Genomic DNA, 23,508 nt, shown 5'->3' on the forward strand with positions numbered 1-23,508 from the left:
GGCACACGGACGCCCCGGCGTAAAGCGATATCGGGCCGGGAGCGCACGTGCATCGCTTAGCCGCGCTATCCCCGATAAGCGATCAGCCCGCCCAATCGCCGATGAGATGGCTCAGGTGCGCGGTCATGAGCTTGGTGGTCAACTTGCTGTCGCCCGCGAGAATCGCGTCGAGGATCGGTTGGTGTTCTTCGGCCGATTTCGTGAGTTCACCGCGCTTCGAGAGCGCCTTGAGGCCGTATTGCCGACTTTGATCGCGCAGATTTTCGACGATCGTCGTGAGGCGATCGTTCTTCAGAATCGACAACAGCCCGATGTGAAAATTTCGATCGGCGTTCAGATAGCCGACGATATCGCCCGCGCGCGCGGCCGTCACCATGTCCGCCGCGATCGTCGAGAACTCGTCCTGACGTGCTTGAACTTCCGTGCCCATCGTCGCGAGCTTCGCCATCGACGGGATTTCGATCAGTTGTCGGAGATCGTAGATATTGCGGCGTTCTTCGCTGCGCAGCGGAATGACTCTGAAGCCGCGATTCTTGACGGTTTCCATCAGACCGTCGTTGACCAGCGTCAGCATGGCCTCGCGCACGGGACTGTTCGATACGCCGAGTTCGGTGGCGAGTGCGGCGGCGGAGTAAATCTCTCCGGGAGCCAGGTCTCCGGAAATCAAGCGCAGCTTGAGCACGGCGAGCGCTTGATCGCGCAGGTTCGTCTGATGCAGAACGTGATCCATTGCACCCTCGCTGTAAAATATTAACGGTAATATATCATACGAGTCCGCGCGAGCGACAGTGCAGATTGTCGGATCGAACCTCGGGAGGCATCGCCGTTCCTGTACCTCGCCGAAAATCCCGCAAACGAGGGCGTGGCGTGCGCGGATCGTGTCTCGGTGATCGCTAAGCCGCACTCGATCGGCCGCGAGTCTTAGGCAACGCGCGCTTGGACGGATAGCGAATTCGCATCGCGCGCTACGATCAGGCGCGAGCGCTCAAACAACAACGCCGGAGCATGTCTCGCGCCGGCGTTTTTCTTCATGCGTCTGCCTTTATTGCGTTGTGTCAGCGGGTTTTCGCTTCCTCGCGCTCGATCGCTTTCAAACGCGCGCGTGCGCGCTTGGCGGCTTCGTGGCCGGTACCCGTCGCGATCTCCATATTGCCGATTTCCGCGAAATAGTCGCCGGCGAAATGAATGTCGACGTCATCGCGCTCGCAGTATTTGAGCATCGGATCGAAGTCGAAATTCGGCGGGCGATAGGTATTGCCGGGCACCCAGCGCTGCACGATCGTCTCTTTGACGTGGCCCTTGAGTTGCGGAAACATTTTGTAGAGATCGGTCAGATAGGCGTCGCGGATCTGCTCGTCCGTCAACTTGAGCATTTCGCGCGCGGGTGCGCCCCCTGAATACACCATCAGACTGCCGCCTGGCTTGCGCGGACCCTTGCCCGTGCGCAGCGGATTCGCATGATTGAAGAACATATCGAACGACGCATCGGGCGTGGTGATCGCGTAGATATCGTCGTACGGCATCGGTTCCGTTTCGTCGGTGATGATGCCCATCGTGGGAAACGGACCGTATTGCACGTTATTCAGCGTTTTCAGAAGCGCTTCCGGCAGATCGCGAACGATCGCGGCCGCTTGGGGCGCCGGGACCGCGACGATGACTTGCGACGCGGTCGCCGTGCATTTGACGCCGTCGACTTCATAGCGAACCGTCACCATGCCGTCGCCTTTTTCGACCGATGTGACCGTCGCGTGGTATTGGACGCGGTCGCCCAGCATTTCCATCATGACTTCGCCGAGACGTCCCGAACCGCCGTTCAGATTCAACGCCATCGAATCCGATTTACCCGCCCATACCGCGCCGAACAGCGAGACGCCGACGCCCGCATGTTGCTCTTCCATTTCCGCGGCGGCGCGCCGGCTCGCGGACTGGAACAGATCGTAGACACGCTTGGGCGTGCGCCCGAGAAACTCGCCGAATGAGATGTTCGACATATACCGGGCGACGCGATCGCGGCGCTTCTCGTTGCTGACGCCGTAGACGGGCTTCATGACTTCTTGCCAGCCCTTGACGGCTTTCATCGTGCGCAGACCGATCTTCGCCATCGAAATACGTTCGCGCAAAGACATCGGCAACGTGAAGGGCAGGGCGGACACGACCTTGGGCGCATAGACCTTGCCGCCCCAATGAATCGCAAACTTATTGCCCGGGATCGGAATGATGTCGAGACCGATCGAATGGAGGATATTGCGCATATGCGAGCCGACCCCGGGAAACAAATGTCCGCCGAGATTGAGCCAGTAATCGCCGCGCGTCATCGAATACAGCCGTCCGCCCATGCGATGTGTTTTCTCGAGTACGAGCAGTTTGCGTTCGCGCAGCTCCCATGATGCTGAAATTCCGGAAGGGCCGCCGCCGATCACGATGACGTCATATTCGGGCTTGCTAGTAGTTACTCTGTCCATCATGTCCTGCCATGAATTAAATGATCGTTAACAATGGGCGGCATCGATCTCGAATAATTTTGATCGCTTGCTGTCTCTATCGGTAAGCGGTAATGTATTACCCGTCAGTCTCAATTGTCAACTGACCAAAAATGTCGCAGCGGGCCCGGGCCGGCTGCCTCACTTGCCACTTGCCACAAGACTCGAGGGGTGCCTGATGTTCGATCACACGCGTTATGCGTCGCGGCTCATCGCCGTAGTTCTTTCAGCTGTCCTGACAACTGGTATCGCTAGCGCTGCGGAAAGCGTCAAGCCAGTCGATCAGGTCGCCAAGCTCGTACCTGACGCGATTCGTCAAGCGGGTGTGCTCCGTATCGCCGTTCCGGATATCGGCAAGCCGCTCGCTTACAAGGATGGCACCACGCTCAAGGGCATGGATGTCGATTTTGCCAAGGCGCTTGCGGAGGTCATGGGTTTGAAGCCCGAGATTTCGCTGATCCCGTTCTCGGGCGCGCTCACGGGTCTGCAGGCGGACAAGTTCGATATTTCGTTCGGCGAGTTTTATGTGACCGATGAACGGCTCAAGGTCGTCGACTTCGTGACCGATTGGCAGGACTATAGCTCGTTCCTCGCGTTGAAATCTTCAAACGCGAAACTCAATCAGTTGTCCGATATTTGCGGCAAAGCGGTCGGCGGCATGGCGGGTTCGGCCGAGCTCGAAATGCTCAAGACGGCGGTGCCTAAGTGCACGGCGCCCGGCACGACGGTGAGCAGCTTTCCTTCGGTGAGCAATGCCGTGCTCGCCTTGAACAGCGGCCGTGTCGCGGGTGTGCTGATCAATCGCAGCGGCGCGCAGGAATCGATCCGGATGGATCAAGGACTGACCGCGACGGGCGAGATCGGCGGCGGCCCGTGCGCGGTCGCGGTGGCCCGAAACGGACACAGCGATGCGATGGATGCGGCGGTGAAGGCTGCATTCGAACAGCTCATGCAGAGCGGCGCGTACGCCGAGATTCTGAAAACGAACGATACCGAATACGGCGCGCTTAAAGACGCCGCCGTCTACAAGGCAGGCGCCACGCCGCCGAAGTACGGTTTCTGATCGGCCAAGCACGCGAGGGTGCGGGATCCACGCCGCTTCGCTGCGCGGATCCCTTGCGAAGATGCCTTGCGAGCTTGAGGCGGCGCAAAGGTTGGCGTGCCGCGTTCGATCCGTTCGATCCGTTCGATCAATCACGCGTTTAAGTGCTTATCGTTGTAGCGGGGCTTGCTGCCGCGCGGTGTCTCAAGCACGCGAGATGTCTGCGGTGCGGCGCTGCATGTTTACCCTAGTTCGATTCCGATGCGGGAGCGCATCGAGCCACGCGCGCATTCGGCCGAGAGGCGCGGCTATCGGCGGACACGGCGGATTCGCAGTGCAACCGGACGCGTCAAAAAGGCCCGTGTCGATGTTTTTGGCTCCGCTTGACGTCAAAAATCGCAACTGTCACCATGTGTACGGCTACCGGTTATCGATTACCGGTTTATGTTTAAGCAGGTCGAGACGTAGGGGCACAGAGTGAAACGGAATATTCAACAACAGGACCCAAGCATCATGCCGGTGGTACCGCTCAAGCATCACGGCAGATGGGTCGCGGCAGCCGTTTTGCTCATCATGCTTGCCGGCTTCGGCGTATCGATGGTGACCAATCCGCGCTTCAAGTGGCACCTCGTGGCCGAGTTTCTGACCAACGCCTCGATCATCGAGGGGCTGCTGACGACGATCTGGCTGACGGTTGCCGCGATGGCGATCGGCATCGTGCTGGGGACCCTCGTCGCGTTGATGCGGATTTCGGCAAATCCCGTTCTGAATACCGTCGCATCGGGCTACGTCTGGTTTTTCCGCGGCACGCCGGTGCTTGTTCAATTGATCTTTTGGTACAACCTGTCCGCGCTTTATCCGCATTTGACGCTCGGTTTTCCGTTCGGTCCGGCGCTCGGCGTCTTTGAAACGAATAAGGTCATTTCCGTCTATATCGCGGCGCTGCTCGGCCTCGGTCTCAATGAAGGCGCGTATATGGCCGAGATCGTGCGCTCCGGACTCGCCGCCGTTCCGCACGGTCAGCGCGAAGCCGCGGAGGCCCTGGGCATGTCGCGATTCCGCGTGATGTCGCGCGTGATCTTGCCGCAGGCGATGCGCGTCATCGTGCCGCCGACCGGCAATCAATTGATCGGCATGCTCAAGACGACATCGCTTGTCAGCGTGATCGCGATGGAAGAGCTGCTGTACTCCGCGCAACTTATCTATACCGCGAACTTCCAGACGATTCCGCTGCTGATCGTGGCGTCGATCTGGTACATCGTGCTCACGACGGTCTTGTCGATCGGGCAAAGCTTTCTCGAACGGCACTTCGGCAAGAGCGAGCGCAGGGAAAAGACGACCAAGTCCATGACCGTCGATGCGGTCAAGATTTCTAACGCGGGGATTTAAGCCATGAGAAACGAAGCGTATGCCGGCAAGAAAGGCGACTACGCCGTGGTCGCCCGCGGAGTCGAAAAATCGTACGGCAATCTGAAGGTGCTCAAGGGCGTCGACCTTCGTATCGAATACGGCAAGGTCGCCTGCATTCTGGGTCCGTCGGGCTCCGGAAAAAGTACGTTCTTGCGATGCATGAATCATCTCGAACGCATCGAAGGCGGCTATTTGCAGGTGGGCGGCGAGATGGTCGGATATCGCGAGCACCGCGGCAAGCTCCATGAATTGCGGCAGCACGAAATCGCCGCGCAACGTGCCGACGTCGGCATGGTGTTTCAGAGCTTCAATCTGTTCCCGCATATGACGGTGCTGCAAAACATCATCGAGGCGCCGATGAGCGTGCGTCGCATGCGCAAGGGCGATGCGATCGACAGCGCGATGGCGCTGCTCGACAAAGTGGGGCTGACCTCGAAAGCGTCGTCCTATCCGCGCACCTTGTCGGGCGGACAGCAACAGCGTGTGGCGATCGCGCGCGCTTGCGCGATGAAGCCGAAGCTCATGCTCTTCGACGAACCCACGAGCGCGCTCGATCCCGAACTCGTGGGCGAAGTGCTCAATGTGATGCGCGATCTGGCCGACGAGGGCATGACGATGGTCGTCGTGACCCATGAGCTCGGATTCGCGCGCGAGGTCAGTGATCTGGTCGTGTTTATGGACGGCGGCGTGGTTGTCGAGCAGGGCACGCCCGATCAGATATTCAACAACACTCAGATGGCCAGAACGAAAGCGTTTCTCGGCAGGGTTCTCTAGGGTGATATACGGAGCTTTATCGATGTTTTTTCCCTATACGGTACGCACGCAGGCCTTGATCGACGGCGAATTCGTCAACGCCGAGCGCGACGCGGTCTTTGAAAATATGGAGCCCGCTTCGGGCAAGGTGTTGAACACCGTCGCGGCATGCTCGGAAGCCGATGTCGACAAGGCCGTCAAGGCGGCCCGCAAAGCGTTCGCTTCAGGCGTCTGGAGCAAGATGGATTTGCGCGAGCGTAAAAAAATCCTGCGTAAATTCTCGGATCTGATCGAAGCGAACGGCGACGAGATCGCCTTGCTCGATTCCGTTGACGCAGGCAAGCCGATCACCGATTGCAAGACGCTCGACATTCCCGATGTCGTCAACAATATTCGCTGGTACGCGGAAGCGATCGACAAAGTGTTCGGCAAGATTTCGCCGAGCGGAGAAGAAAAGCTCGGGCTGATCGTGCGCGAGCCGATCGGTGTCGTCGGACTCGTGCTGCCGTGGAATTTCCCGGCCGGCACGCTGTCGTGGAAGATCGCGCCCGCGCTTGCCGCGGGCAACTCGATCGTCGTCAAGCCGGCGGAGCTCGCGCCGCTGTCGACGTTGAGGATCGCCGAACTGGCCTTGGAAGCCGGCATCCCCGCGGGGGTGTTCAACGTCGTGCCGGGTCTCGGCCATGTCGCGGGCAAGGCGCTGGGTTTGCATCCCGACGTCGACATGGTGTCGTTCACGGGATCGACCGAGGTCGGGCGGCACTTCCTGCGCTACGCGGCCGACAGCAATCTCAAGCGCGTCGTGCTCGAATGCGGCGGCAAGAGCCCGCAGATCGTGATGGCCGATTCGAAGGATCGCCTCGAAGCGATTGCCGAAAATCTTGCCGGCGCGGCGTTCTGGAACATGGGGCAGAACTGCACGTGCGGCTCGCGCATCCTCGTCGAGTCGTCGATCAAGGACGCGTTCGTCGCGGCGCTCAAGAAGGCGGCCGCGGGTTGGACCGTCGGTTTGCCGACCGATCCGGCGAGCAAGCTCGGTCCTTTGATCGAACCGTCGGCGCTTGACCGTGTGCTCGGCGCGATTGCGCAAGCGAAGGAACAAGGCGGCAAGGTCGTGTTCGGCGGCAATCAGGTCATGAACGAAACCGGCGGCTGGTTTGTCGAGCCGACCATCATCGACGGTGTCGCACCCGATAGCGCGATCGCGCAGGACGAAATCTTCGGACCGGTCGTGGCGGTGATTCCGTTCGATAGCGAGGCCGAAGCCGTGCGTCTCGCGAACGATTCGAGCTATGGTCTGGCCGCGACGGTATTTTCGACGGACGTCAACGTCGCGATTCGTGTTTCGCGTCAGATCCAGGCCGGCACGGTCGCCGTCAACGGCTACGGCGAAGGCGACATCATGACGCCCTTCGGCGGCTACAAGACGTCGGGCTTCGGCGGCTATGACAAGGGTCTCGAGGCGTTCGATCAGTACACGCATCTGAAGACGATTTACGTCTCGCTCACGCTCGCCGGCTAAACCATGACGCAGACTCTATTTCCCCCGTCCGCGCTGGATTGGCTCGCTCGCTCGGAACGTCAGCAGTGCGTCGCGGTGGATTCGCATACGGCCGGTAATCCGACGCGTATCGTGCTATCGGGCATCACCCTGCCGCCCGGCGTCAAGACCGTGGATGCCGCGCGCGCGTGGCTGCGCGACCATGCGGATCACTGGCGCACGAGACTCGTGCACGAGCCGCGGGGCGGGGGGCTCACCTGCGCGGTCGTGCCGATCGAGACGAAGGAAGACGGCTGCGATATCGGCGCGGTGATTCTCGAACCGGGTTCGTATCCTCCGATGTGCGGCCACTGCATGATCGGTTTCGGTTCCGTGATCGTCGAGCTCGATTTGCTGCCCAACCTCTGGCGGGACAGCGAGACGAGCACATCGTTTCGCGTGCGCACACCGGCCGGGCCGATCGGTCTGACGGCGCATCGCGAGAACGGCAGGCTGTTGAGCGTCACGCTCACCAATGTCGAATCGTTTGTGGTCGGTACGACGCGCGGCAAGGTCAACGGTGTCGACACGTCGATCGATCTGCTCTACGGCGGCGACTATTACATCTCGGTGGACGCCAAGGCGATCGGCCTGTCGCTCGACCGGGACAACGCGACGGAAATCGTTCATGTGGCGCGCGCGCTGCGGGCCGAATACACGCAAGGCGGTGTGCGCGATCCGCTCGACGGCAAGTCGCTCGATGTCTATCAGGTGCTGTTCTACGAACGCGATCCCGAGTCGGCGCATCGCGTCAAGATCGTCGTGGTCGCGCCGCCCGGCGTGATCGATCGATCGCCGTGCGGAACGGGCTCAAGCGCGATGTTCGCGAAGCTCGTGACCGAAGGCTCGGTCAAGCCGACCGATGTCGTGACGACACGAAGCATCATCGGTTCGACCTTCACCGTCACGGCCCACGCCGTCCGCAAGGGCCAACGCGTATTCGTGACGCCCGACGTCACGGGCAGCGCCTATATCAACGGATTCCTGACCATCGCCGCCGACGAACACGACGCGTTGGCCGATGGATTTGCTCCTCTTTAACCTCTCTTTTTTACGGTTGGACCATGAAATTGCAAGGCGTACTCTCGGCGATCGTCACGCCGTTCGATAGTGAAGGACAATTCGACGAACCGGCGCTGCGCGCGTTGGTGGACCAGAGCATCACGGACGGTGTGCATGGCTTTGTGCCGGCGGGCGGGACAGGGGAGTTTTCCGTGCTCTCGCATCAGGAGCGGCTCAAGCTGATCGAGGTCGTCGTCGAGCAGACGAACGGCCGCGCGACGGTCCTCGCGCACACCGGTGCGACATCGTCGAAAGAAGCGGTCGAGTTTTCACGCCATGCCGAACGCGTCGGCGCGACGGCGATCATGCTGGCGACGCCGTACTACGAGCGCATCGGCTTCGAAGAGGCGTTTTCGTACTATGCCGCGGTGGCCGACGCCACGAGCTTGCCGATCTGCGCGTATAACTTTCCGCCGTCCACGGGCCTGCATCTGAACGTCGAATTCCTGCTCAAGTTGAACGAGAAGATTCCTCAGGTGCAGTACGTCAAGGATTCGTCGGCCGATATCGCGCAGATGTACACGTTGCTCGGCGACTACCGCGACCGCATCAGCTTCTTGAACGGCGAAGACATCATCATGTTGCCCGCGTTGATGCTCGGCGCGCCGGGCATGGTGATGGGGATCGCCAACTTCATGGCGCCGGCGCTGCGCAAATTGCATGACGCGAGCCAGGCCGGCGACGACGCGACGGTCGCGCATCTCTGGCGCCAGATCAATCCCGTGATCCGTGTTCTGGGTCAAGGTTCGTACAACAGCGGCGTCAAGGCCGCGTGCGAACTGCTGGGTCTGCGTGTGGGTCCGGTGCGCGCGCCGATTCGCGCATTGCCCGCCGAGCGTCTTGCGACGCTCAAGGACGTGCTGTCGAAGCTCGATCCGTCGCTGCTGACGGGCGCACGCCGCTGATGCGCGTCGCCTTCGATTGTTCGGGGGCGTTGCGGCAAGAGGCGGCCACGCCGCCTCTGTTTGCCCAATCGTTGAGTGATCGAGGATGAAGATGGAACATAACGGTCCGGCAATATGGACGAATTGGGGCAGGAATCAAAGCTTTCGTCCGACGCAGATCGTCAAACCGGCGAGCGAGGACGAGGCCGTCGAGCTGATGCGTCGCGAAATACGCGCGGGACGCGCGCTTCGCGTGGCCGGCGGACGTCATTCGTTCAGTCCGATCGTCGAGACCGGCGGCAGTCTGTTCGATCTCAGCGATACGGGATGTGTATGGTCCGTCGATACGGATAAGCGCGAGGCCGTGGTCGCGGGCGGCGCGCGCTTGTCGACGATCGGTCAACCGCTATGGGAAGCGGGCTTGGCGATCGCGAACCAGGGTGACATCGATGCCCAATCGGTCGCCGGCGCCATCGCGACCGGGACCAAGGGGTCGGGCCTGACGAACGTGTCGATGTCGGCGACGGTCACGCGCTTGAGCATATTGAACGGACTTGGAGAGATCGTCGATATCGACGCATCCAGGCCGGAATGGCTGCGCGCCGGGCAAGTATCGCTGGGTCTGCTTGGGCCGGTGCTCCGAGTCGGGCTTCAAGTCGTTCCCGCGTATTACCTTCGCGAAGAGCTCGTGGTGATGTCATGGCAGGAGGTGTGCGAGCGCTGGGACGATCTGTTGGCGTCGCATCATCATTTTTCGTTCTGGTGGATGCCGGCCGAAAGATCGCATGAGATGTACCGCCTGCCGCGCACGCCGAAGGATCATTGCTTCGTGAAGTTGCTGCACAAGGTGCCGGCGGAACCTTCGGTGATGGAATCCGCGGAGCCCATGCGAAGGGTCGGGCGTGCGTATCAGATCTACCCCGACGGCACGACCGACGCGGAATTTCACGAGCTCGAGTACATGATCGGATCGTCGGACGCGCGCGAAGCCGTCGAGGTGATTCGCGAGATGATGCTGCATCGCTATACGGATGAAATCTCTCCGTTCCAGGTGCGCTGGCAGAAGGCGGATGACGCGTTTATTTCGCCGCAGAGCCAACGGGACAGTACGTCGCTCTCGGTGTCGGGCGAGATCGGGCGAGACTACTGGCCGTTCCTGCGAGCCGTTGACGCGGCGCTCGCCGCGTTCGCGCCGAGACCGCATTGGGGCAAGATCAATTTCATGGATCGCGCCCGAACGGATGCCGTGTATCCCTTGCTCGACCGCTTTGTCGAGGTGCGCCGAAACATGGATCCGCAGGGTTTGTTTCTGAACCCGTATCTCGCCCCGATCTTCTTGTGAATCGACGGGGCACGGCGCGTCGATGCCGATTCGACGCGCGGGGGGCGTGCAGGGTTTGCGACGCACGCAAGGGGCGGTCCTGGCAGCTCGATGCCGCGCGTTGCGCACGCAGGCGCGCATCTGACGAATCAGCTCGGTGAGACGTGCATCAATGTCCGCCGAGTAGAATGCCCTTCGGATCGACATGCCGCCGCAAGATATCGAGTTCCTCGGTCGTCGGCGTCCGCGTGAGCGCGGCCTCGGCGGCCGACACGTCGAAGCCCGTATGGGATTGCAGGTCGCGATCCGCTTCGGAATGAATCGACTTGACGCGGATCGCCCCGTTGACCCGGTCGAAATCGAAGATGCACTTGGGCGTCACGACCCATTCCGGACCGCCCGAGCGCAGACCGAGCGCGCGTCGTCCTTTTTCGCCGCCCGGATAACCGACGCCCGATATGTAGTCGACGCGATCCACGAAATTGCGCGCACCGTGATGCGGCATCATCACGTATTCGCGACCGAAGAGCGCCATATGTTCGGGCTGGAGAATCGGCCCGACGAGACGCACTTTGGGCGCGCGGTAGTCGCCCACGCAGACGCTGTTGATGTTGCCCACGCGATCGACCTGAACGGCCGAGCTGAACCCGAAATCGATGTCGCCGCGCTTGATCGCCCAGGTGCCCGGGTAATCCATCATATGGGCCTCGCACGGCAGATCGCGCAGGACAGCGTCGAATTCCGAATCGGGCATGACGTCGAGCGTCGAGAGATCGGGATTGTGCGACCAGCCCGCGAGCAGGATCGTCAGATCGGGCGCATGCGTGAGGCGCGCGAGCGTCATCGCGGCGAGCGGCATCGATGTGCCGTAGATCGCCGCGGCGCCGCCCGTCACCAGCCCGGTAAAGCCGACTTCCTTGTCCTTGAACGACCGGGCGAGATTGACGGTGATCAGTTCCGTGAGCGAATAGTTCGGCATCGCGCTCATAGCGTATCGGTCTCCAGCAAGGACGCGAGGTGGTGGGCACCGATGAGGTCCAGATAATGCGCGTGGTCCGACGGGGCGAAGACGTACTTCTGCAAATACGCCGCGAAGTCTTCGGGTGTCTTGGCCGCCGCGGCGTACTCCGTGAAATGCCGGTCGTCGGTGTTGTAGCGGCCCAGCACCGACGACGGGTGCGCGCCGAAGGGCGCTTCGACGACCATCGTCGTCTTGTACGACGGCAACAGATTCAAATCCGCATGCCGCTTGATATAGCCCTTCGACACGATGCTCTCGACCGTGACGATGACGGTGTCGCAGCCGAGCGCCATCGTCGTGTCGAGTCCCTGGGGTAGCAGATGACGACGCGGGAACAGCACATTGCCTTGTTCGTCGGCCGCGATCGCATGAATCACGACCACGTCCGGATCGGCCGGCGGCACGGCGTACAAGGTGCGGCCGGTGATCGGGCAGGCGAAGCGCTTGATGCGCGGATTGTGGTTCAGCACATCGGTGCCGCCGAGATAGTCGCAAGGCCAGAACGTCATCGCTTCTTGCGTCGCGCGAAAACGGTCGAAGCTCAGCACCTCGGGATAATCGATCATCTCGAGCGCGCCGTGTTCGACCGCGCGCCGGAAATTGGGCGCGAGCCCGTATTTCTCGAGCCCGACATACGAGGTCTCGACGGTCTTCAGGCATCCGGCGCCCGCGAGCATGTCGATTTCGTTGCCGCTGACGCTGCCCACGACCGTCAGATCGCGTCTGCGCTGGCGAATCAATTCCCTGACGAGCGCCATCGGATGCTGATAGATCGCGAATCCGCCGAGCGCGAGCCGAGTCCCGTCGGGAATCAGCGCGGCCGCGTCTTCAAGCGTGCCAAGCTTGGAAGCTTGTCGAGTCACGGGTCCTCCGAATCGAAAAGATGGCCAATGCGGATCAGGAGAACGTCAGGCGCGACGGCAGAACGCGACGTTTCTTGGCCGCCGCGTCGTAGTAGTCGGCGAGGTTGTCCTTGGTGATCAGCGGCGACGGGAACGAGATCACTTTCTGAATAGGCTTCTTTTGCAGCACTCGGACGGCGGCTTCGACGGCCTCGACGCCGAACGGCGAGTATTCCCACGTGGCCGTCAGTTCGCCGCGATCGATGGCCTGCAGCGCGTCGATCGTGAGTCCGTCGAAACCCGTGAACATCATCGATTTGAGCCGGCCCGCTTCGCGCGCGGCCTGGATTGCGCCGAGCGCCATGTCGTCGTTGTGCGCGAACACGGCGTCGATGCCCGAATTGGCCTGGAGCGCGTCTTCCATGACCTTCAAGGCCTGCTGCCGGTCATAGTTCGCGACGAGATGCGAGACGACCTTGATGCCCGGCACCTTGTCGATCACGTCGTGCCAGCCTTTGCCGCGCTGTTGATTGATCAGCGAGCCGGGCTTGCCGTCGATCTCGACGATATTGCCTTTGCCGCCGAGCTTCTTGACGTAGAACTCGCCGGCCTGACGTGCCGTGCCGAGCGTATCGGTCGCGAGATGGCAGGCGAAATCGGCCCCGGGCGCCAAAGGCGAACTCAGGACGATGATCGGGATGCCGGCGTTGTTGATCTCCTTGATCGCGGGCCGGATCGCATCCGCGTAGTACGTCGAGATCAGGATGGCGTCGACGCCGCGCGTAATCAGATCCTCGAGGTTCTGAATTTCCTTGGTCGGCTGATCGGTGGCGTCGTACACCACGGTCTTGAGGTTGTATTTCTTCGCGGTCTCCTCGACGCCGGCCTGCTGAAGCTTGATCCACTCGAGATTCGAGTACGACATCGAGAATCCGATGGTCTTGCCCTCGACGCCCGTCTCGCCCCAGGCGCTTGTCTGAATGAAGCTCGAACCGAGCGCCGCCGCCGCGCTCGTGATCCCGAGACGCAAGACGTCGCGCCGGGTCAACCCTTTGCCAAATTCGATTTTTCTGGACATGGTGGTCTCCGTGGGGTCACGCGCGCTTGCGCCATTCGCTGACGACGACGGCAAGCACGATGATGACGCCCTTCATTAACATCTGTGAGTAAGGCGAAACGTTCAGGAGATTCAGAACGTTCGAGAGGAAAGAAAGAATCAGCACGCCGAGGACGGTGCCCAGCACACCGCCGATGCCGCCGTCGAACGTGGTCCCGCCGATCAGCGCGGCGGCGATCGCGTCCAGTTCGTAGAGCGTGCCGCCGTTGGGTTCGGCCACGCCGAGCCGGCTCGCGAGAATGACGCCCGCGAGTCCGGCGAGCATGCCGCTGACGCAATACGTGAGGATCTTGTTCAGCCGTACATTGATGCCCGAGAGCCAGGCCGCTTCTTCGTTCGCGCCGACCGCATAGATCCGTCTTCCGAACGTCGTGTAGCGCAACGCGAGCGCCGCGACGGCCCACACGAGCGCAAAGACGACGACGGGCATCGGAACGGGGCCGATATATCCGGAGCCGATGAACGAAAACAGATCGGTCGGATTGTCGACGACGATATTGCTGCCGCTCGTGCGGACGAATACGAGTCCGCGCGCGAAGATCAGCATGCCGAGCGTCGCGATGAAGGGCTGCAGGCGCAAGTACGTGATGATGAATCCGTTGACGAAGCCGAGCAGGAGTCCCGTGCCGATGCCGATCAGTGCCGCCGTAAAGAAGCCGTACGGCGCGAACGTGGCCGTCAGCGCCGAAGAGAGGCCCACGATCGAGCCGACGGACAGGTCGATGCCTTTGTTGAGGATCACGAAGGTCATGCCGATCGCGACGATCCCGATGATGCTCGCGCCGCGCAGCACGTTGAATAGATTGCGCGGCGCGAGAAAGTGCGGAGATAGCGTCGAAGCGACGACGAGCAGGACCGCGAGCGCGAGCACGGTGCTCGATTTCGACAGATGATGTGTCCACGCGAGCGGTTTGCGCGGGCTGTGTACGTTGAGGGTGGTCGTCCGATTCATGTTAGTGGATCTCGTTTGCGCGGGAGGAATGAGGCAGGGCGAGTGACAGGATCGAGGCCTCCGTCGCGTCGTCGCCGGCGACTTCGCCGCTGATCCGGCCTTCGCACATGACGATCACGCGGTCCGCCATGCCGAGAATCTCGGGGAGTTCGGACGAGATGATGACCACGGCCTTACCTTCGCGTGCGAGCTGGTCGATGATGCGATAGATCTCCGACTTCGCGCCCACGTCGATGCCGCGCGTCGGCTCGTCGAAGAAAATCACGTTCACGCCTTTGATCAGCCAGCGCGCGAGAATGCATTTCTGCTGGTTTCCGCCGCTCAGCAGACGAATCTGCTGTTTCGAATTCGGCGTCTTGATCGCAAGACGATCGATGTATTCGGATGCGAGCGCGTGCCGGGCCGAGGGATGGACGAGCCCGTTCCGGCCGACCGCTTCGGGGGCCGCGACCACGATGTTCTCTTCGACGGACAAGGGATGAAAGGCGCCGTCGCGGCGGTCTTCCGCGATATACGCGATCCCATGCTCGATTGCGGCCCTCGGACTACGCATGACGGTCTCGATGCCGTCGACGCGGATCCGGCCGCGCGTGAAACGGTCCGCTCCGCAGATCGCGCGCGCGAGCTCCGTGCGCCCCGAGCCGACGAGACCGGCGATGCCGAGCACTTCGCCGTAGTTGACCGTGAGCGAGGCGGCCTGAAAGCCGCGTCCGCCGAGATCGATGACTTCGATCGCGACGCTTGATGCGGCACGGTGCTTCGGCGGAAAGCGATCGTCGAGTTCGCGCCCGACCATTTGTGCGATCAGCGTTTGCTTGTTCGTCGCCTGGACGGCGTGCTCGGCCACTTTCTGCCCGTCCTTCATCACGGTCACGCGTTGCGCGATCCGGAAGATTTCGTCGAGATGGTGCGAGATGTAGACGAACCCGACGCCGTCTCGGCGAAGCTCCTCGACGACGTCGAACAGCAGATCGACCTCGACGGGCGTGAGACTCGCGGTCGGTTCGTCGAGAATGATGAGCGTGGCGTCGAGCGCGAGCGCCTTGGCGATCTGCAGAAGCTGACGATCGGCGATCGAGAGCTCGCGCACCGGGCGGCGCGGATCGTGTTTCAAGCCCACACGCGCGAGCAGCGTGCGTGCCCGGGCTTGCGCGACGCGCCAGTCGACGGCCGCGCCGCGTGTCGGCAGATGACCGAGCAAGACGTTTTCCGCGATCGACAGGGCTTCGCACAGTTTGGGTTCCTGATGAACCATCGCGATGCCGTGTTGCGACGCCGTATGCGGCGTTTTCAGTCGAACCGGCACGCCGTCGATCACGATCTCGCCCGAGGTAGGCTGATAGATGCCGCCGATGATCTTCATGAGCGTCGACTTGCCGGCGCCGTTCTCGCCGACCAGGGCGTGCACTTCGCCGGCGTTGACGCTGAAGTCGAGACCGCGCAGGGCTTTGACGCCGGGAAAGTCCTTTGTGATGCCGGACAGGCCGAGAAGCTGTCGAGATGTTGACACGCCAAGTCTCCGGTTCTTTTTTAGCGAAGACGCTGAATCGAGCTTGGGTGCAGCTTCGGCGCCATTCTTCATAAAACGTTTTACGCTAGGGACAAACGTAAAACGTTTTAAGTGCAACGGAGCGTAAAACGTTTTAAGATTCACCGCAAGTCACAACGAAGTCAGTCGGGGGTTAACCATGACGAAGCAGGATCCGGTGCTCGCACCTTCCGGACGCCGTCCTACCATTCTGGATGTCGCCGCGGCGTGCGGCGTATCGCCGGCCACGGTATCGAACGTGCTCGCCGAGAAGCGGCATATTTCGGCCGAAACACGGGCGCTCGTGCTCGCGAAGGTGCAAGAGCTCAAGTACGTGGCGTCCGCGACCGCGCGCGGATTGCGGATGAACCGCACGTGGTCGATCGGCGTCGTGGTCGGCGATATCGCGAATCCGTTCAGTCCCGAGGTCGTCGGCGGCGTCGAAGAGGCGCTGTGGGAGCGCAAGAACAATCTGATTCTGTGCAATACGGGTTTTCGTTCCGAACGCAAGATCGCGTACATCCAGTCGTTGATCGACAAGCACGTCGATGGATTGATCCTCGTCACGCAGACGCTGACCGTCAAGGAGGCGAGCGCATTCGATATCAAGCGGCTGCCGCCGCTGGTCACGATCAATCGCGTCAGCGAGGCGATTCCGAGCGATCACGTCACGGTCGACAACGAGCAGGGCGTGACGGATCTGATGAATCATCTGTTTGCGCTAGGACACAAGCGCATCGCATTCGTCAAAGGACTGACGTCATCGACGTCGGCGGCCGCGCGTCACAAGGCCTATCGGGCGGCGATGAAGCACCAGGGACTTCTCGTCGATCACGAGTTGACGATCCAGGGGGACTACACGATCGAGTCGGGTGCGATTGCCGGACGCCGGCTCGTCGAGATGTCGAGTCCGCCCACGGCGATTGTCGCGGCGAACGACATGATGGCGATCGGCGTGCTCGGCGCGCTGCGGGACAAAGGGATTTCGGTTCCCGAAGACGTCTCGGTCGCCGGCTTCGACGATGTGTCGATTTCGAGCCACCCCTTGATCAATCTGACGACGATCGAACAACCCAAATACGAAACGGGAACGACGGCCGCGCGCCTGCTGCTGGAGCGCATCGAGGGCGGTCCTGCCGAACCGCCTCGCGTCGTCATGTTGACCGCGAATCTGAAGATCCGGGGCACGACGGGGCGCGCGCGCCCCGCGACGCGCCGCAAATTGATTCCGCAATAACGCCAAGCAGGAGCAGACATGAAAAGGAAGTTGCGCGCGTTGAGCGACGCGCTGGCCCCCGTTCAATCCGGGCACACGATCGCATTGGGCGGCGCATTGCTCCGGCGGCAACCGAATGCCGCGGTGCGCGAACTCATTCGGCGCGGCGTGAGCGATCTGACGGTGCTCGGATGGGTGCCGACGACGTCGCTCGACTTGCTTTGCGCGGCCGGCGCGGTCAGCCGGTACGAAGGCGCATATGCGGGCATGTTCAGCTTCGGCCTCGCGCCGAACTTTCGGCGCGAGGTCGAGCAGGGGCATATCGACGTGCGCGATTTTTCGGAGTCGACGATGGTCGGCCGGTTTCGCGCGGCGTCGGCGGGGCTGCCGTTTTTCCCGACGCGCGCATTGATGGGATCGGATGTGTCGCGCCTGAACCCCGAACAATTCAAGGACATCGCGTGTCCGTTCACGGGCGCGAAGCTGCAGGCGGTGCCGCCGGCCGAGGCCGATTTCACCTTGATTCACGGCTATGCGGCCGACGAGAACGGCAATGTGCAGTGGCCCGTGGTGCGCGACAGCGACGACATCGATCAACTGATCGCGAGCGCGGCGAAACGGTTGATCGTGACCGTCGAAAGGATCGTGCCGACCGAGCAGATTCTGAACACGCCGGCGCTCACGTATATTCCGGGCGAATGGGTTGAATCGGTCGTCGAGGCGCCGTACGGCGCGCATCCTGTCGCGTGCGACACGGTCTACGACGAGGACGAGGCGCATCTGCGCGACTATGTCGCGCGCTGCAAAACGAAGGAGGGCGCCTCGTCGTATCTGCGCGAATTCACACTCGAACGGCCCACGCATGATGCGTATGTCGACTATGTCGGCGCGGCGAATCTGCGCGCGCTTCATGTGGGAGCGCACGCATGACGCATGCATCGCAGGCTTTCTCGACCGACGAACTTGCCGTGTGCGCGGTCGCATCGAAAATCAAGGACGGCGATCTCGCCTTCGTCGGCGTAGGGTCGACGGGGCGCGCCTTCACGCTTGCCGTCGGCATTCCCTTGGCGGCCACGCGTCTTGCGCAATTGACCCACGCGCCCGCTGCATCGGTTTACTGGGGCAATCTTCTCGAGCCGGATCTCTCGGTCGCACCGACGGATATTCGTCAGGACACGTTGACGCGATGGCGCGCGGCGGCAAGCGTGTCCGATACGGGACTCAAATGCGACATGCTGACGCGTCGCGCCTTTGATGTCTGCTTCGATTCGGCCGCGCAAATCGATCGTTACGGCAATTTGAACATCACGGCGCTCGGCGACTATCGCGCGCCGTCGGTCCGACTGGTCGGATGTCTCGCGCAACCCGAGCATCTTGCGTTTGTCCCGTATCCCGTGGTCATGATCGATCTCGATCGTCGCGTGTTCGTCGATCAAGTCGACTTCGTGACGAGCGTCGGGCATCGGCGCAACGACGCCACGCGCGCGGATCTCGGACTGCCGCCCGGCGGGCCGCAACTCGTCGTGACCGACAAGGCCCTGTTCGATTTCGATCCGACGTCGTGCACGATGAGGCTGCGTTCGCTTCATCCGGGCGTCGAACTTGACGACGTGTTGACGCGCATGAGTTTCGAACCGGTGATCGCCGATGTCGTCGAGGTCACGCCGTCACCGACGTCCGAGCAGATCCATCTGATTCGCGATGTGATCGATCCGCATCGCACGCTTCTTCGTCCGTCCTGATTCATCATGCACAGTGCGCTTTCGCAAACCACAGGGGCAGCGCTCGAAGGGCTCAAGGTGCTCGATCTCTCGCGCTTCATCGCCGGCCCGCACTGCACGATGCAACTTGCGGATTTCGGTGCCGACGTCGTGAAGATCGAACGCCGCGCGACGGGAGACGACACGCGTGCCGTGTTTCCTCAGATCGGCGGGGAAAGCTTCTACTTCATGACGTTCAATCGGAACAAGCGCAGCATGACGCTGAACTTTCGCGATCCGCGGGGGCAGGCGCTGCTGCGCGAACTCGCGGCCGATGCCGATGTGCTCGTCGAGAACTTCCGGCCCGGCACGATGGACAAGATGGGCTGCGGATGGGAGACGCTTCACGCGCTCAATCCAAGACTCGTCCAGGCGAGTATTTCGGGGTATGGGCAGACGGGCGCGCTCGCGGGTGAGCCCTGTTTCGACGGCATCGCGCAGGCGTCGTCGGGACTCATGTCGATGACGGGGCAGGCGGATGGGCCGCCGACGGTGGCCGGCAGTTTCGTCGTCGACTATTGTTCGGCGCTCTATGCCACGATCGGCATCATGGCCGCGCTCGAACGGCGTCATACGACGGGGAAGGGGCAGTGGGTCGACGTGAGCCTGATGGGGGCCGCGACGTCGCTGCTGATGACCGCGATCCCGGAACAGTTGCTGCTCGGCAAATCGATGTCGAGACGCGGCAACAAGGATCGCTATTCGGCCCCCGCCGAGGTCTACAAGACGCGTGACGATCACTGGATCTATCTGATCTCGGGGAATAACACGCTGTTTCCGCGCCTGGCCGCGGTCATGGAGCGCCCCGATCTGCTTTCGCATCCGAAGTTCGAATCGCTCGAAGCCCGAATGACGCATCGCGCGGACATCGAAGCGATCGTGGCGCAATGGGTCGCGCGTCATACGGCCGATGAAGTCATCGCGCTCGCGCGGCGCGCGGAGCTTCCGGTTGCGCGCGTCGCGACGATCGACGAGGTGACGGACGATCCGTATATGCGCGATGCGGGCCATATCGTCGATGTGGATCATCCGACGGTCGGCCGCTTCCCGACTCAAGGCCTGCCGATCCGGCTGAGCGAATCGCCCGCGCGGATCCGATCGGCGGCGCCGACGCTCGGCCATGACACGGAGACGATCTTGAAAGACTGGCTCGGGAAATCGAGCCACGAGATCGCGGCATTGCGCGACGACTGTGTGATCTGATCGCGCCAAGCACGGTTGCCTTGTTGCTATGTGATGCATCATATATTATGTGCGACACATGAATTTAGACGGGAGACACGGGCATGACTGAGACATCCGACGCGGGCGCGCGGGTCAACGGCAAGACACAGGTGATTGCTTTGCTTGCCTGGCCGGCCAGCCACGTCCGCACGCCGGGGTTCTTCAATGCCATGTGCGCGCGGCGCGGCATCAACGCGATCATGGTGCCGTGGGCGGTCGGTCCCGATGATTTGAAGACCGCATGGGAAGGACTGCGGCGCGTCGACAATCTCGCGGGCATGATCCTCACGATTCCGCACAAGCAGACCGCGGCCGGTCTTTGCGATGTCCTGGAAGGCGATGCCTTGGCGTTGGGCGTGGCGAATACGATCCGGCGCAACGACGAAGGTACGTTCACGGGGCGCATCTATGACGGCCTCGGCTTCGTCGAGGGTCTGCTGCGCGCGGGGATCGAATTGCGGGGCCGTCGCGTGTTGATGATCGGCGCGGGCGGCGCCGCGACGTCGATCGCCCTGTCGCTCGCACGGCAGGATATCGGTGCGTTGACCATTGCGAACCGGGATGCCGCGAAAGGACAGCGTCTCGCGGACATGCTCGCGCACACCGTGCCCGGCATCCGGGTCCGGACCGGCCACGCGAACGCCGCGGGACACGACGTCATCGTCAATGCGACGTCGCTCGGCTTGAAACCGGACGATCCCTTGCCGTGCGATCTTGCGGGCCTCGAAGCGGGCGCGGTCGTCGCGGACGTCGTCATGCAGCCCGCGGTCACGCGATTTCTCGAGGACGCATCGCGACGCGGCGCGCGCATTCACAAAGGGGAACGGATGGTCGATGCGCAACTCGACCTGTTCGTCGAGTTTCTGCTGTCGGGCGGATCGAGAGGGCAATAGCGTCGCGAAGCGATCGGTGAGCGGCGCCGAACCGCCGTCCTGCGCAGGAAATCCGGGCGTCATCGGAAAGGTGCAATACACTATGATGTATGATGCACGCCCCAGCCCAGATCGATCATGAAAACCGTTCTTCGCCTCGAGAAAAGCAATCTTTCGTCCCGCACGTATGACCAGATCCGTAGCGCGCTGATGAACGGCGAATACTCGCCGGGCGAACGGTTGCGTATTGCGAATCTCGCTGAATCGCTGGGCATCAGCATTACGCCGGTGCGCGAGGCGCTGTTTCGGCTCGTCAGCGAGCAGGCGCTCGAAATGACGGCGGCGACATCGATCAAGGTGCCCGAGCTCGACGCGTCGACCGTCGAGGAGATCCAGCTCATGCGCAGGCTCCTCGAAGGCGCGGCGGCGGAACGCGCCGCGCTACACGCGACCAAGAGCGAGATCGAGGAACTCGCGGAGATCCATGAGCGATTCATCGAGGCCGTATCGACGAGCTCGACCGATGCCGCGCGGATCAATCGCGATTTCCATTTCAAGCTGATGGAGACGGCGCGCATGCCGAGCCTCTATGACACCGTGGCCAGCATGTGGGTCCGGATGGGGCCGCTGCTTCAGATTTTCCATTCGCATCTGCCGGGTCGCGAGATCTCGAATCGCAATCATCCCCACTATCGCGTGCTGAGCGGACTCAAGAAGAAAGATGCCGCGGCCACGTCGCGCGCGATCCAGGAAGACATCGCCTGGGGCGAGAAGATCCTGCTCGAATGGATGGCGCAGAACGTCGTGCGCGAGGCCTAGCCGCGCGAATCGAGGCCGCGTTTCGCGGCTGATGCCTCATTGGCGAACACGCTCTCCGAACGCTGCGGACGCTGCAAGCGTGGCATGCGTGTCGTTCCCTGTCGTCACATTCATCGCACACTGCGCTTGACGGACTGAGCATCGAACCGATGCTGCTCGTGCTCGTGCTCGTGCTCGTGCTCGTGCTCGTCGCGACGCGCCGTTCTCTTGCCTCCGCTGTTCCTTCTTCCATCGATCACTCATCGCGTCGTTGTCATCTTTAAAAATATGACGCATGATATATCCTAAATTTCGACGAGAAGATTCGAAGATCGTGTCGCCGATTTTCGGTGTTTGATTCTTATCGTCGTCGTGCGCGCCCATACCTACACCCGTCGACCGTGCCGATGCGGGGCGACGTCAACGATGGGGTCCAACGCGGCCCCGCTTTTTAAGTTGATCTGCCGATATGAAAATACCGAGTGCTGTACCCGGCTCTCTTGCGGGGCTCAAGGTTCTGGATCTGTCGCGTTTCATCGCGGGGCCGTATTGCGCGATGTTGCTGGGCGATCTGGGCGCGGACGTCATCAAGGTCGAGACGCCGGGCAAAGGCGAAAATACGCGCAGCTTCGATCCGCAAGTCGGCGGAGAAAGCCTCTATACGATCGTATTCAATCGCAACAAGCGCGGCATGACGCTCAACTTCCGCAGCCCCGAAGGGCAGGCGGTGTTACGTGAGCTCATCGCGAAAGCCGATATCGTCATCGAGAACTTCGTGCCCGGAACACTCGAGAAGATGGGGTGCGGCTGGGACGCCATGCATGCGCTGAATCCGCGGCTCATCATGACGCGCATCTCGGGATTCAAATCGACCGGCCCGTATGCGCACCGGCCGTGTTTCGACGTGATCGCGCAAGCGATGTCGGGCTTGATGGATCTCACGGGGCACCCCGACGGTCCGCCGACGGCGGCGGGGACGTTCGTGGTCGACTATTCGACCGCGATGTACGCGACGATCGGCACGCTCGCCGCGCTACAGCATCGTGAAAGGACCGGTGAAGGGCAATTGGTCGAAGCGACCTTGCTATCGAGTGCGCTATCCATGCTCGTGACGGCGATTCCCGATCAGCTTCTATCGGGCCATACGACGACGCGCAACGGTACGCGCGACCGCTTCAATGCGCCGGGCAACACGTTCAAGACCGCGGACGGGGCGTGGATTCTCTTGCTCGCGGTCGGTGACGACAAATTCAATGCGCTGGCGGCCTGCATGGATCGCGACGACCTGCTCGAAGACCCGAATTTCTCGACCAACGCGCAACGCATGCGCCACGTTCCGGAGATCGAGGCCATCGTGCAGGATTGGGTCGGACGATATACGGTCGAGCAGATATTGCCAAAGCTCGAAGCGAGCGGGATTCCGAGCGCGAAGGTCGCGACGATTGCCGACGTGGTGCAGGACCGCAACGTCATCGAGAGTGAACTGATCGTCCAGCTCGATCAGAAGGGCGGTCAAGTCCCCGTGCAAGGATTCGCGATCGATATGAACGCCACGCCGCCGGCGATCCGGCATCCGGCGCCTTCGGTCGGCGAACATACGGACGAGGTGTTGCGCGAATGGCTTGGCATGCGGGCCGATGTCGCGGACGCATTGCGTGCCAAGAAGGCCATCTAAATCGATGGGTG

21 protein-coding genes are annotated in these 23,508 nt (G+C 61.8%); 14 read left to right on the forward strand and 7 right to left on the reverse strand.

The genetic code is table 11. The features are described from left to right. Nucleotides 1-82: 82 nt before the first annotated feature. Complete coding sequence (locus tag D7S86_RS07260; RefSeq protein WP_121084986.1) at nt 83-730, reverse strand: GntR family transcriptional regulator; 648 nt, start codon at nt 728-730, stop codon at nt 83-85. 325 nt (nt 731-1,055) lie between these two features. Next, complete coding sequence (locus tag D7S86_RS07265; protein WP_205962761.1) at nt 1,056-2,465, reverse strand: flavin monoamine oxidase family protein; 1,410 nt, start codon at nt 2,463-2,465, stop codon at nt 1,056-1,058. A gap of 340 nt (nt 2,466-2,805) precedes the next feature. On the opposite strand from D7S86_RS07265, the gene D7S86_RS07270 reads away from it, so the two are divergent. From D7S86_RS07270 to D7S86_RS07300, 7 genes are all read left to right on the forward strand, one after another. Further along, nucleotides 2,806-3,543 carry a transporter substrate-binding domain-containing protein gene (locus D7S86_RS07270; protein ID WP_205962762.1) on the forward strand — a complete coding sequence of 246 codons (738 nt, stop codon included), beginning with the start codon at nt 2,806-2,808 and terminating at the stop codon, nt 3,541-3,543. 492 nt (nt 3,544-4,035) lie between these two features. Then, nucleotides 4,036-4,911 (forward strand): amino acid ABC transporter permease, encoded by an 876-nt coding sequence (locus tag D7S86_RS07275; RefSeq protein ID WP_121084992.1) that lies wholly within the window; start codon nt 4,036-4,038, stop codon nt 4,909-4,911. 3 nt (nt 4,912-4,914) lie between these two features. Further along, the gene (locus tag D7S86_RS07280) at nt 4,915-5,706 is read left to right on the forward strand and encodes an amino acid ABC transporter ATP-binding protein (protein ID WP_121084994.1); all 792 of its coding nucleotides are present in this window, start codon (nt 4,915-4,917) and stop codon (nt 5,704-5,706) included. 22 nt (nt 5,707-5,728) lie between these two features. Continuing rightward, nucleotides 5,729-7,207, forward strand: coding sequence for an aldehyde dehydrogenase (locus tag D7S86_RS07285; protein WP_121084996.1), 1,479 nt, complete (start codon nt 5,729-5,731; stop codon nt 7,205-7,207). 3 nt (nt 7,208-7,210) lie between these two features. Beyond that, nucleotides 7,211-8,266, forward strand: a complete 1,056-nt coding sequence (locus D7S86_RS07290) for a proline racemase family protein (protein ID WP_121084998.1) — start codon at nt 7,211-7,213, stop codon at nt 8,264-8,266. A gap of 23 nt (nt 8,267-8,289) precedes the next feature. Continuing rightward, nucleotides 8,290-9,192: a dihydrodipicolinate synthase family protein gene (locus tag D7S86_RS07295; RefSeq protein ID WP_121085000.1), complete on the forward strand. Its 903-nt coding sequence runs from the start codon at nt 8,290-8,292 to the stop codon at nt 9,190-9,192. 91 nt (nt 9,193-9,283) lie between these two features. Then, nucleotides 9,284-10,513 carry a D-arabinono-1,4-lactone oxidase gene (locus D7S86_RS07300; protein WP_121085269.1) on the forward strand — a complete coding sequence of 410 codons (1,230 nt, stop codon included), beginning with the start codon at nt 9,284-9,286 and terminating at the stop codon, nt 10,511-10,513. A gap of 148 nt (nt 10,514-10,661) precedes the next feature. Here D7S86_RS07300 and D7S86_RS07305 read toward each other — a convergent pair whose 3' ends face one another. Genes D7S86_RS07305 through D7S86_RS07325 form a run of 5 tightly spaced genes read right to left on the reverse strand, consistent with a single transcriptional unit; the run spans nt 10,662 to nt 15,934 of the window. Next, the gene (locus tag D7S86_RS07305) at nt 10,662-11,480 is read right to left on the reverse strand and encodes a hypothetical protein (protein ID WP_121085002.1); all 819 of its coding nucleotides are present in this window, start codon (nt 11,478-11,480) and stop codon (nt 10,662-10,664) included. Further along, nucleotides 11,477-12,376 (reverse strand): CoA transferase subunit A, encoded by a 900-nt coding sequence (locus tag D7S86_RS07310; RefSeq protein WP_121085004.1) that lies wholly within the window; start codon nt 12,374-12,376, stop codon nt 11,477-11,479. The genes D7S86_RS07305 and D7S86_RS07310 overlap by 4 nt, the downstream gene beginning before the upstream one ends. A gap of 34 nt (nt 12,377-12,410) precedes the next feature. Continuing rightward, nucleotides 12,411-13,433: a substrate-binding domain-containing protein gene (locus D7S86_RS07315; RefSeq protein WP_121085006.1), complete on the reverse strand. Its 1,023-nt coding sequence runs from the start codon at nt 13,431-13,433 to the stop codon at nt 12,411-12,413. Between the two features lie 16 nt (nt 13,434-13,449). After that, entirely contained in the window at nt 13,450-14,424 is a 975-nt protein-coding gene (locus D7S86_RS07320) for an ABC transporter permease (RefSeq protein ID WP_121085007.1), read from the reverse strand. A 1-nt stretch (nt 14,425) separates the two neighbouring features. Next, a complete protein-coding gene (locus D7S86_RS07325; RefSeq protein ID WP_240648026.1) occupies nt 14,426-15,934 on the reverse strand; it encodes a sugar ABC transporter ATP-binding protein in 1,509 nt (502 codons plus the stop codon). Nucleotides 15,935-16,112: 178 nt separating this feature from the next. Here D7S86_RS07325 and D7S86_RS07330 point away from each other — a divergent pair, with 178 nt between their 5' ends. From D7S86_RS07330 to D7S86_RS07360, 7 genes are all read left to right on the forward strand, one after another. After that, nucleotides 16,113-17,189 (forward strand): LacI family DNA-binding transcriptional regulator, encoded by a 1,077-nt coding sequence (locus D7S86_RS07330; protein ID WP_121085009.1) that lies wholly within the window; start codon nt 16,113-16,115, stop codon nt 17,187-17,189. An 18-nt stretch (nt 17,190-17,207) separates the two neighbouring features. Then, nucleotides 17,208-18,098, forward strand: a complete 891-nt coding sequence (locus D7S86_RS07335) for a CoA transferase subunit A (protein WP_121085011.1) — start codon at nt 17,208-17,210, stop codon at nt 18,096-18,098. Further along, nucleotides 18,095-18,910, forward strand: a complete 816-nt coding sequence (locus tag D7S86_RS07340) for a CoA-transferase (protein ID WP_121085013.1) — start codon at nt 18,095-18,097, stop codon at nt 18,908-18,910. Before D7S86_RS07335 ends, D7S86_RS07340 begins: the two co-directional genes overlap by 4 nt. Before the next feature lie 6 nt (nt 18,911-18,916). Continuing rightward, nucleotides 18,917-20,131, forward strand: coding sequence for a CaiB/BaiF CoA transferase family protein (locus D7S86_RS07345; RefSeq protein ID WP_121085015.1), 1,215 nt, complete (start codon nt 18,917-18,919; stop codon nt 20,129-20,131). Between the two features lie 83 nt (nt 20,132-20,214). Beyond that, nucleotides 20,215-21,045 carry a shikimate dehydrogenase family protein gene (locus D7S86_RS07350; protein WP_121085017.1) on the forward strand — a complete coding sequence of 277 codons (831 nt, stop codon included), beginning with the start codon at nt 20,215-20,217 and terminating at the stop codon, nt 21,043-21,045. 117 nt (nt 21,046-21,162) lie between these two features. After that, entirely contained in the window at nt 21,163-21,843 is a 681-nt protein-coding gene (locus tag D7S86_RS07355) for a GntR family transcriptional regulator (protein ID WP_121085019.1), read from the forward strand. A 448-nt stretch (nt 21,844-22,291) separates the two neighbouring features. Further along, a complete protein-coding gene (locus tag D7S86_RS07360; protein WP_121085021.1) occupies nt 22,292-23,497 on the forward strand; it encodes a CaiB/BaiF CoA transferase family protein in 1,206 nt (401 codons plus the stop codon). Nucleotides 23,498-23,508: the final 11 nt, after the last annotated feature.

Origin of the sequence: Pararobbsia silviterrae, from assembly GCF_003628125.1 — a bacterium.
Lineage (GTDB): Bacteria > Pseudomonadota > Gammaproteobacteria > Burkholderiales > Burkholderiaceae > Pararobbsia > Pararobbsia silviterrae.

Coding starts and splice junctions, on each gene's coding strand:
- D7S86_RS07350 (WP_121085017.1), top strand. CDS start 20,215: ATGACTGAGACATCCGACGCGGGCGCGCGGGTCAACGGCAAGACACAG.
- D7S86_RS07275 (WP_121084992.1), top strand. CDS start 4,036: ATGCCGGTGGTACCGCTCAAGCATCACGGCAGATGGGTCGCGGCAGCC.
- D7S86_RS07330 (WP_121085009.1), top strand. CDS start 16,113: ATGACGAAGCAGGATCCGGTGCTCGCACCTTCCGGACGCCGTCCTACC.
- D7S86_RS07300 (WP_121085269.1), top strand. CDS start 9,284: ATGGAACATAACGGTCCGGCAATATGGACGAATTGGGGCAGGAATCAA.
- D7S86_RS07340 (WP_121085013.1), top strand. CDS start 18,095: ATGACGCATGCATCGCAGGCTTTCTCGACCGACGAACTTGCCGTGTGC.
- D7S86_RS07355 (WP_121085019.1), top strand. CDS start 21,163: ATGAAAACCGTTCTTCGCCTCGAGAAAAGCAATCTTTCGTCCCGCACG.
- D7S86_RS07345 (WP_121085015.1), top strand. CDS start 18,917: ATGCACAGTGCGCTTTCGCAAACCACAGGGGCAGCGCTCGAAGGGCTC.
- D7S86_RS07320 (WP_121085007.1), bottom strand. CDS start 14,424: ATGAATCGGACGACCACCCTCAACGTACACAGCCCGCGCAAACCGCTC.
- D7S86_RS07305 (WP_121085002.1), bottom strand. CDS start 11,480: ATGAGCGCGATGCCGAACTATTCGCTCACGGAACTGATCACCGTCAAT.
- D7S86_RS07260 (WP_121084986.1), bottom strand. CDS start 730: ATGGATCACGTTCTGCATCAGACGAACCTGCGCGATCAAGCGCTCGCC.
- D7S86_RS07315 (WP_121085006.1), bottom strand. CDS start 13,433: ATGTCCAGAAAAATCGAATTTGGCAAAGGGTTGACCCGGCGCGACGTC.
- D7S86_RS07290 (WP_121084998.1), top strand. CDS start 7,211: ATGACGCAGACTCTATTTCCCCCGTCCGCGCTGGATTGGCTCGCTCGC.
- D7S86_RS07360 (WP_121085021.1), top strand. CDS start 22,292: ATGAAAATACCGAGTGCTGTACCCGGCTCTCTTGCGGGGCTCAAGGTT.
- D7S86_RS07265 (WP_205962761.1), bottom strand. CDS start 2,465: ATGATGGACAGAGTAACTACTAGCAAGCCCGAATATGACGTCATCGTG.
- D7S86_RS07335 (WP_121085011.1), top strand. CDS start 17,208: ATGAAAAGGAAGTTGCGCGCGTTGAGCGACGCGCTGGCCCCCGTTCAA.
- D7S86_RS07280 (WP_121084994.1), top strand. CDS start 4,915: ATGAGAAACGAAGCGTATGCCGGCAAGAAAGGCGACTACGCCGTGGTC.
- D7S86_RS07285 (WP_121084996.1), top strand. CDS start 5,729: ATGTTTTTTCCCTATACGGTACGCACGCAGGCCTTGATCGACGGCGAA.
- D7S86_RS07295 (WP_121085000.1), top strand. CDS start 8,290: ATGAAATTGCAAGGCGTACTCTCGGCGATCGTCACGCCGTTCGATAGT.